The sequence below is a fragment of the Rhizobium ecuadorense genome, from assembly GCF_001187535.1.
GTDB lineage: Bacteria > Pseudomonadota > Alphaproteobacteria > Rhizobiales > Rhizobiaceae > Rhizobium > Rhizobium ecuadorense.
Window position 1 is genome coordinate 1 of sequence record NZ_LFIO01000059.1, and the last position, 214, is coordinate 214.

Annotated in this window: 1 protein-coding gene; it reads left to right on the forward strand. The window is 62.6% G+C overall.

From position 1 onward, the window contains the following. Positions 1-214 (forward strand): aromatic amino acid lyase (locus AF337_RS02470; RefSeq protein ID WP_160320230.1); only part of this gene is annotated, 214 nt, incomplete at both ends.

A 214-nucleotide genomic window follows, 5' to 3' on the forward strand; every position in this document is an offset into this window, starting at 1 on the left:
CGCTTTCGCCCATTCCTGTTGCCGATGGCGTCGAAGACCAGGCGTCGATGGCTCCGAGCGTTTTGGCAAAGACGCAGGCGATCGTCGAGCGCCTGCGTTATCTCACTGCCATCGAACTGATCGCCTCGGTACAGGCCGTCGAGCTGCGAGGGGTCTCAGGCGAATTGGGCAAGGGATCGGCGGAAGCCTATGCTTTCGTCCGCACCCACGTCCC